Origin of the sequence: Streptomyces azureus (genome assembly GCF_001270025.1) — a bacterium.
Taxonomy (GTDB): domain Bacteria; phylum Actinomycetota; class Actinomycetes; order Streptomycetales; family Streptomycetaceae; genus Streptomyces; species Streptomyces azureus.
In genome coordinates this window covers 20,063-27,865 of sequence record NZ_DF968363.1, presented here as the reverse complement: position 1 = coordinate 27,865, position 7,803 = coordinate 20,063, and the positions used below count along the sequence as shown (strand labels likewise).

At 74.8% G+C, this 7,803-nt stretch carries 7 protein-coding genes and 1 pseudogene; 6 read left to right on the top strand and 2 right to left on the bottom strand.

The window, feature by feature from the left end; all coding sequences use genetic code 11:
* Nucleotides 1-229 precede the first annotated feature (229 nt).
* The 3 genes from AOQ53_RS29160 to AOQ53_RS29150 all read left to right on the top strand — a co-directional run bounded on the left by AOQ53_RS29160 (nucleotide 230) and on the right by AOQ53_RS29150 (nucleotide 3,402).
* Nucleotides 230-922 carry a hypothetical protein gene (locus AOQ53_RS29160; RefSeq protein ID WP_059421783.1) on the top strand — a complete coding sequence of 231 codons (693 nt, stop codon included), beginning with the start codon at nucleotides 230-232 and terminating at the stop codon, nucleotides 920-922.
* A 174-nt stretch (nucleotides 923-1,096) separates the two neighbouring features.
* Nucleotides 1,097-2,344, top strand: coding sequence for an aminotransferase class I/II-fold pyridoxal phosphate-dependent enzyme (locus AOQ53_RS29155; protein WP_059421782.1), 1,248 nt, complete (start codon nucleotides 1,097-1,099; stop codon nucleotides 2,342-2,344).
* Nucleotides 2,341-3,402 carry an MBL fold metallo-hydrolase gene (locus AOQ53_RS29150; protein WP_059421785.1) on the top strand — a complete coding sequence of 354 codons (1,062 nt, stop codon included), beginning with the start codon at nucleotides 2,341-2,343 and terminating at the stop codon, nucleotides 3,400-3,402. Before AOQ53_RS29155 ends, AOQ53_RS29150 begins: the two co-directional genes overlap by 4 nt.
* Before the next feature lie 3 nt (nucleotides 3,403-3,405).
* Here AOQ53_RS29150 and AOQ53_RS29145 read toward each other — a convergent pair whose 3' ends face one another.
* Both AOQ53_RS29145 and AOQ53_RS29140 read right to left on the bottom strand, forming a co-directional pair.
* Nucleotides 3,406-4,059 (bottom strand): DedA family protein, encoded by a 654-nt coding sequence (locus tag AOQ53_RS29145; protein WP_408055200.1) that lies wholly within the window; start codon nucleotides 4,057-4,059, stop codon nucleotides 3,406-3,408.
* Nucleotides 4,056-4,829, bottom strand: a complete 774-nt coding sequence (locus tag AOQ53_RS29140) for an MBL fold metallo-hydrolase (protein ID WP_059421781.1) — start codon at nucleotides 4,827-4,829, stop codon at nucleotides 4,056-4,058. Before AOQ53_RS29140 ends, AOQ53_RS29145 begins: the two co-directional genes overlap by 4 nt.
* A gap of 83 nt (nucleotides 4,830-4,912) precedes the next feature.
* On the opposite strand from AOQ53_RS29140, the gene AOQ53_RS29135 reads away from it, so the two are divergent.
* The 3 genes and pseudogenes from AOQ53_RS29135 to AOQ53_RS29125 form a co-directional block, all read left to right on the top strand.
* The gene (locus AOQ53_RS29135) at nucleotides 4,913-5,314 is read left to right on the top strand and encodes a hypothetical protein (RefSeq protein ID WP_059421780.1); all 402 of its coding nucleotides are present in this window, start codon (nucleotides 4,913-4,915) and stop codon (nucleotides 5,312-5,314) included.
* Nucleotides 5,315-5,411: 97 nt separating this feature from the next.
* Nucleotides 5,412-7,484 carry a phage holin family protein gene (locus tag AOQ53_RS29130; RefSeq protein WP_078945560.1) on the top strand — a complete coding sequence of 691 codons (2,073 nt, stop codon included), beginning with the start codon at nucleotides 5,412-5,414 and terminating at the stop codon, nucleotides 7,482-7,484.
* Between the two features lie 20 nt (nucleotides 7,485-7,504).
* Nucleotides 7,505-7,747: pseudogene (locus tag AOQ53_RS29125) on the top strand (DUF2201 family putative metallopeptidase); the annotation flags it as partial.
* Nucleotides 7,748-7,803 lie beyond the last annotated feature (56 nt).

The window sequence follows — 7,803 nt, the reverse complement described above, 5'->3', positions numbered from 1 at the left end:
CCTAGCGCCGTGGGGGGTGTCGTGGTTCGGCGTGTGCCGGCCGTTCGTGGCTGGTCGCGCCCACGCGGCGGAGCCGCATGTCGACACAGCCCCGCGCCCCTGTGGACGTCCAGTTCACCCGGTTGAGTGGCACTGTCCCACCAATGGGGCCCGGCCGCGCGCGGCGTTGCACCGGGCTGGCTGTGATGGCAGGAGGGCTTTCCTGCCGTCGCCCGAAGGAGCTCGCTCCATGCGCCGCACCCGCCACGCACTCTCCCTCGCCGTCCTGGCCGGCTCCGCCCTGGTGGGCCTCGCGCCGGTCGTGTCCGCCGAACCCGCCGCGGAGGTCAGTCCGGCCGCCGTGGAGCCCGGGGGGACGCTCACCGTCTCGGTCAGCTGTGATCCGACCGGGGGGCCGCCGCCCGACAGCATCGACGCGACCTCGCAGGCCTTCGACGAGGGCACGGTCCCCTTGCGCAAGGTGACCGGCAACGACGACGAGGTGTCCGGCCCGGCCTACCGGGGGACGGCCCGTATCGCTCCCGCGGAGAACTTCGAGGGCGATCCGGACGCCCTCGGCGAGGACTCGGCGTGGACCGTCGACGGCACCTGCCCGGCCGCTCCCGGCGGGGAGGGCAAGCAGTGGAGCGCGACGTTCACGGTGGCCCACGGCGGTGGCCACCACAAGCCCTCTCACGAGCCGACGGACCTGCCCTCTCACCGGCCCGCCCACGAGCCCTGCCCCGAGGGACCAGGCGACGAACCGCGGCATCACCACACCGAGTGCGGCGGAGCGGTCGTCCAGCGCGGGGTACGCGCCGGCGACGGCGGTGCCTTCACCGATTCCGTGCCCGCGCTGGTCGGGGGCGGGGTGCTGATCGCGGGCGCGTTCGGCGCCGCCGTGCACCGTTTGCGCAACCGGGAGAGTGACCCGTACCGCTGACGCGCGGCGCGCACCACCGCTCCGGAAGCCCCGTGTTTCCCCGGCCCGGCCCGATCATGCTGTGACCGTCACAACCGGCCGGGTGCCCATGGGGCGGCGGCGTCGTGGGTACTCAGTGGCCGAGGGTACGGGCGAGGGCGACAGGACACGGCACCAGGCACTGCGGAGGTACGGATGCGGCGGACGGAACCGGAAGGCCACGGCCCCGTCCGGTTCGGGCCGCCGCTCCCCGAGGACGGACTGCCCGTGCTGCCGGAGCTGTCCGCCGTGCTCACCGCCGCGGCGTCCCGGGGCGACCACGAGCCGGTCGGCGGGGGACCGGCCCTGCGGGAGGCCGCCTGCGGCTACTGGGACCGGCGCGGACTGCACTGCGACCCCGGCCGGGTGGCCGCCGGGCCCGGCGCGCCCGCGCTGCTGCTCGCCCTGACCGCCGCCCTCGGCGGTGACGTCCTCGTGCCGAGACCCTGTGCCGCCTGGTGGGTGCCGTACGCCCGCCTGCTGGGACGCCCCGCCTTCCACGTGCCGACCCCGCCGGAGAGCGGCGGGGTGCCCGACCCGTACGCCCTGCTGGAGACCGTGCGCCGGGTCCGCGCCGAGGGCGGTGATCCCCGCCTGCTCGTGCTGTCCGTCGCCGACGACCCCACGGGCACCGTCGCCCCTCCCGAACTGCTGCACGAGACCGTCGAGGCCGCCCAGGGGGAGGGCCTGCACCTGGTCAGCGACGAGACCTGGCGCGACACCCTGCACGACCCGCACGACACCGTGCTGCTCAGCCCCGCCGAGATGCTGCCCGACCGGGTCACCGTCGTGACCGACCTGGCCGGTGCCCTGCTCCCGCCCGGCTGGCCGGCCGCGGCGGTCCGCTTTCCGGCCGGCGAGGACGCCGACGGCCTCCACGCGCGCGTGCTCGACGTCCTCACCGCGCTCGACGCCCGGGTCGCCGCTCCCATCGCCGCGGCGGCCGCGTACGCCCTGCGGGAACCGGAAGCGGTCACGGCGCGCGTCGCCACCACCGTGCGCCTGCACGCGCGCCTGGCCGCCGCGGCGCACGCCGCCGTCGTCGCGGCCGGCGCCCTCGCCCGGCCCCCGCAGGCCGGCCGCCATCTGTACGTCGACCTCGCCCCGCTGCGCCCCGCGCTGACCGCGCACGACGTCGGCGACGCACAGGAACTGGAGGACTTCCTCACCGCCCGCCTCGAGATGCCCGCGCCGGGCGGCCACCGTTTCGGAGACGAGCTCGAAGCCCCGCGCGTGCGGCTTTCGACCGGCGCACTGGTGGCCGGCTCCGACAAGGAACGCGCGGAATGCCTCACTTCACCCACGCCGGTGGAACTGCCGCATGTGCAGCGCTCGTTGATCCAACTGAAGTCGGCCTTCGATGATCTCCGCGACGAAGCTCAGCGATGGGAGCCTCCTCGATGACGCAGCAGTCCGAGTCGACCGCGAGCACCACCACTCGGGAAGCCGGCGACGCGGCCCTCCCGTCCCCTCTCGCGCCCCCGTACCCGCCGCCGGCCGAACCGAGACCTCTGGCCGAACGCCGGGTGTGGCCGCGCACCTTCCACGACCGGCTGACCGCCCCGCTCCCCGGCCTGAGGGCCATGGCCCGCTTCGCCCGCGAGGGCGCCGTGAGACCGGGCCCGGAAGGCCTCGCCGACATCCCCCGGCTCCCTTACGCACCCGGCCCGCTGCCCCGCGTCGACGCCCGCACGGTCGCCGTCACCTGGGCGGGACACGCCAGTTGGGTGCTGCGCATCGGCGGGCTCACGGTCCTCACCGACCCGGTCTGGTCCCGCCGGATCCTCGGGACCCCGGCCCGCATCACCCCTGTGGGCGTCCCCTGGGAGGCGCTGCCGCGCGTCGACGCCGTCGTCATCAGCCACAACCACTACGACCACCTGGACGCCCCCACGCTGCGCAGGCTCCCGCGCGACACCCCCGTGTTCGTCCCGGCCGGCCTCGCCCGCTGGTTCCACCGCCGCCAATTCACCTGCGTCACGGAGCTCGACTGGTGGGAGGCGGCCGAACTCGACGGCGTCCGCTTCGACTTCGTCCCCTCCCACCACTGGTCCAAGCGCACCCTCACCGACACCTGCCACAGCCTGTGGGGCGGCTGGGTCCTCACCGACCAGGACGGGCAGCGCCTCTACTTCGCGGGCGACACCGGCTACGGCCACTGGTTCTCCCGCATCGGCCGCCGCTACCCCGGCATCGACCTCGCCCTCCTCCCCATCGGCGCCTACGACCCCCGCTGGTGGCTCAGCGACGTCCACTGCGACCCGGAGGAGGCGGTCCGCGCCGCCCAGGACCTGGGAGCGAGCAGGATGGCCCCCATGCACTGGGCCACCTTCGTCCTGTCGGCGGAGCCGGTCCTGGAGCCCCTCACGCGGGTACGGGCGGCCTGGGAGAAGGCAGGCCTGCCCCGGGAGAACCTGTGGGACATGCCGGTCGGCGCCTCAAGGGTGCTGTCCGGGGACTGACCGCTATCGCACCCGCCGCACCACACTCGGCACCGCGCTGATCAGCAAGGTCAGCGCGATCGCCGCGACCACGCCCTCCCACGGCTCGGCGAACAGCGACCCGCCGAGGATCCCGATCAGCTGGTACGTCACGGCCCAGGCCAGGCAGGCCGGCAGGTTCCCGCGCCAGAAGCGCCGCATCGGCCACTTCGCCATCAGGCAGGCCAGCATCACCGGGATACGGCCCGCCGGCACCAGCCGGGACAGCACCAGCACCGCCACACCGTGCTCGGCGAGTTTCGTCTGCGCCTGCTCCAGCCGGTCCTCGGGGGCCCGCGCCCGGAGCGCCGCCAGCCAGCGCGAGCCGTTCTTCGACTCCATTCCGCGCCGCCCCAGCCAGTACAGCGCCGCGTCCCCGAGGAACGCCGCCAGAGACGCCGTCACGAACACCATCGCCAGCGAGAACGGCGCCGTCTGATGGACGGCGACCACGGCCGCCGAACTCACCAGCGCGCCCGTCGGGATCACCGGCACCAGCGCCCCGATCAGCACCAGCAGGAAGAGCGACGGATAGCCGATCGCCTGCTGTGTGGACTCCGGCACGACGGACGCCGGGGTGACAACCGACGCCGCGAGCAGAGGTATCGCGGCCTGTGCCGCGGGCGCGGTCGGGATCACCGCGCGACCTCGAGGCGCACGCTCTCCCCGTGCCCGAGCCGGTGCACCGCCACGCCGGGCGCGTGCCGCGCCGCGAGCCGCACGAACTCGTCACCCGGCGCGTGGAACTCGTGGGGGCGCACGGCGTCCATCCCGATCGGCCAGTACGTGCCGTAGTGCACCGGCACCGCACTGCGCGGCGCCAGCCGCGCCAGCGCCTGCGCCGCCCGGCCCGCGTCCAGGTGTCCCTCGCCCAGGTACGGCCCCCAGCCGCCCACCGGCAGCAGCGCCACCTCGACCGGCCCGACCTCCTCGGCCATGTCGTCGAACAGCCCGGTGTCCCCGGCGAAGTACGTCCGGGCCTCGCCGGCGACGACGTAGCCGAGCGCGGGGGAGCGGTGCGGTCCGAGCGGCAGCCGGCGTCCGTCGTGCCGCGCGGGCACGGCCCGTACGACGATGTCACCGACCGGCGTCTCGTCCCCGGGCGCCACCTCGCTGACGCGCAGGTGCGTGAGCCGGCGCAGTCCCGGCACCGCCCGGCGCGCGCCCCGGGGCACGAGCAGGCGCGTGCCCGGAGCGAGCCGCATCAGCGACGGCACATGGAGGTGGTCGGCGTGCAGATGCGAGACCAGCGCGACATCCGCCTGATGGGCGCTCGGAGGCGGCAGGTCCCCGCGCCGGCGGCGCAGGTGCGCGAGCCGGCGCGCGAACAGCGGATCGGTGAGCACGCGTACGTTCGAGTCCTCGACCGTGCAAGTGGCGTGACCCCACCAGGTGATCTCCACCGGCACTTCTTTGCCTCCTTCGCGCGACTCCCCGAAGCCTACGTGCAGGAGTAGGGTCGGCGACGAAAACCGGAGGTGAGGGGGACGCCATGGTGCCGGTCCGGGTCACGGCGATCGCGAGTCTGACGCCGCTGGAGGAGCTCGACGACGATCCCTTCCTGGTCGACTCCCGCAGCCAGCACGCGATGTGCGCCCGCTGGGCCGCCGAGCGGGGCTATGTGGTCAGCCGGGAGTTACTGGTCCGGGGACTGCGTCCCGACCACTGCGCGCTGTGGGACGGCGTCCGGCCCGGCCTCGACCTGTTCGTGGCACCCAGCCGGAGAGTGCTGGAGAGCGCGCTCGCCTCCGTCGAGGAGTTCACCGCGGAGTGCGTGCGGCGCGGGGTGCGGGTCGAGACGGTGGGGCACGCGGAGCCGGCGTACGACGCGGCGATGAAGGCGTGCGTGCACCGCAGGCTGTCGATGCCGACCGCCGGCTACGACGGGCGCTGACGCGACGGTTCGGGGGACACGAGGCGTTCCCGGTGCGTTGTGGCACTGTGGGTGAGGGTTCGTGGTCGCGACGGGCCGGGACGTGAGGTGGCGGGGCGTGCGGGGCGTGCGGTGGCGGCGGGTCGCCAGTCAGGTGGGGCGGAGCGTCGCCGTGTGGGCGGTCTCCACCCTCACCATGCTCGTGCTCGCCGGGATCCTGCCGGACTTCCGGCTCCGGTCGGCCGACGGTGACAGCGCGACCGACATCGCCGTCAAGGCGGCCTTCGGCGCCGGCGCCTTCGGTGTGCTGTCGGCCGTGGTCTGGCCGCTGCTCGTCCGGCTCCTGCTGCTCGTACCGGCACTCGTGCTCGGGCTGCTGGTGTTCTTCCTCAACGGCGCGCTGCTGCTGCTCGCCCTGCGCCTCGACCCCGGGGAGCGCGGCACCGCCGCCCCGGAGACCGCCGTCGTGGTCGCCGCCGTGATGTCCGCCGTGGCGTCCGCCACCGGCGCCGCCCTGGCCGTGCGCGACGACGACGCCTACCGCCGCAGGCTGTACCGTCTCTCGGACCGCCGCCGCAGGTCCGGACCGCCCTGCCCGGCCAGTCCGGGCACGGTTTTCCTGCAACTCGACGGCGTCGGCCACGACACCCTGCTGGACGCGGTCGGCAACGGCCTGATGCCCACCGTCGCCCGCTGGCTCGACATCGGCGACGGCGGCCGCCCCACCCACCGGCTCACCCCCTGGCACACCGACTGGTCCAGCCAGACCGGTGCCAGCCAGCTCGGCATCCTGCACGGCAGCAACCACGACGTCCCCGCGTTCCGCTGGTACGAGAAGGACACCCGCGAGGTCGTCGTCTGCAACCGCCCGACCAGCGCCGCCGAGCTCCAGCGCCGGGCCGTCGGATACGCGGGGCACGGCGGCCTGCTCGCCGTCGACGGTGCCAGCCGCGGCAACCTGTTCAGCGGCGGCGCCGGACAACAGGCCCTCGTGCTGTCCATCGCCGCCCGCCGCCGCAGCCGGGAGAACCGCTCCCGGGCGGGCTACTTCGCCTACTTCTCCGACCCGGCCAACGCCGTGCGCACGGCCCTGTCCTTCGTCGCCGAGGTGGGCCGGGAGATCGGCCAGTCCACCCGGGCCCGCCTCGGCAAGCAACGCCCGCGCGTCTCCCGCGGCGGCCTCTACCCGCTCGTGAGGGCCTTCGCGACCGTCGTCGAGCGGGACGTCGTCGTCGCCGCCGTGACGGGCGACATGCTCGCCGGCCGCACCGCCGTCTACGCCGACCTCGTGGCCTACGACGAGGTCGCCCACCACTCCGGCCCGGCGAGCCGCGACGCGCAGAAGGTCCTCGAACGCCTCGACCGCTCCCTCGCGCTGATCGAGAACGTCGCCGAGCACGCCCCGCGCCCGTACCGGATCGTCGTGCTGTCCGACCACGGCCAGAGCCCCGGCGAGACCTTCCGCTCCCGCTACGGCCTCACCCTCGGCGACCTGGTGCGGGCCGGCTGCGGACTGCCCGTGCCGCGCCGCGCGGAGCGCACCCGCAGCGGGGCGGAGGCCCGCGCCGCCGTGCGCGCCGCCCTGCGCATCCCGGTCGAGGAGGGCGGCGAGCGGCACCGCCCCACGCGCCGCTCGGAGCCGATCGTGCTGGCCTCCGGCAACCTCGGCCTGGTCTCCTTCCCGGACGTCACGCACCGCATGAGCAAGGAGGAGATCGACGCCCGCCACCCCGCGCTGCTGCCGACCCTCGCCAACCACCCCGGCATCGGCTTCCTGCTGGTGCGCAGCGACGAGCACGGCGGGGTCGTCCTCGGCGCGTACGGCGCCGAGATACCGCTGGCCGACCTCGACGACAACCCGGGCCCGCTCGCCCCGTTCGGCCCGGGCGCCGCCGACGCGGTACGCCGTACGCACTCCTTCCCGCACGCCGCCGACATCATGGTCAACTCCTTCCACGACCCGGCCGACGGTGAAGTCCTCGCCTTCGAGGAGCAGATCGGCTCCCACGGCGGACTCGGCGGCGAACAGGGCAAGCCCTTCCTGCTGTCGCCGCTCGGCTTCTCCGCGCCGGTCGACGAGGGGGAGGAACTCGTCGGCGCCGAACACGTCCACCGCGTACTGCGGCGCTGGATGCGCGAGTCGGACGGCCCCCAGGTGCCGCTGGAGAGCAGCGAGGAACGCGCCGCCTGAAATCGGGCTGCGTCCGGGGAGCCGTACGCACACGCTGGTGCGGTTCGGCCCGGAGCCGCTGCTCGGTGATCTGCCCGCCGGAGGCGATCGCAGGCCGCGTGCGCGTGCACGGCCGCGGCGGCACCGCCCTGCGGCCCGGCACCGACCTGCTGCACCGCGCGGACGACCTTCCCTCGCGCGTGCGGCGTGAGCACGCGTGCCTGATCCCGCGGGGGGCACGGCTGCCGTTCAGCGCCAGAGGGCCGGTCTTCCGCGTGAGTTGAACCGGAGTGTGATCGGATAGTGGCCAGGAACCGGTCACGGTTCCGGATACCCATCG

What these genes read in the sequence shown, in the direction of transcription:
- AOQ53_RS29160 (WP_059421783.1), top strand. Translation starts at nt 230, where the DNA reads ATGCGCCGCACCCGCCACGCACTCTCCCTCGCCGTCCTGGCCGGCTCC.
- AOQ53_RS29155 (WP_059421782.1), top strand. Translation starts at nt 1,097, where the DNA reads ATGCGGCGGACGGAACCGGAAGGCCACGGCCCCGTCCGGTTCGGGCCG.
- AOQ53_RS29150 (WP_059421785.1), top strand. Translation starts at nt 2,341, where the DNA reads ATGACGCAGCAGTCCGAGTCGACCGCGAGCACCACCACTCGGGAAGCC.
- AOQ53_RS29135 (WP_059421780.1), top strand. Translation starts at nt 4,913, where the DNA reads ATGGTGCCGGTCCGGGTCACGGCGATCGCGAGTCTGACGCCGCTGGAG.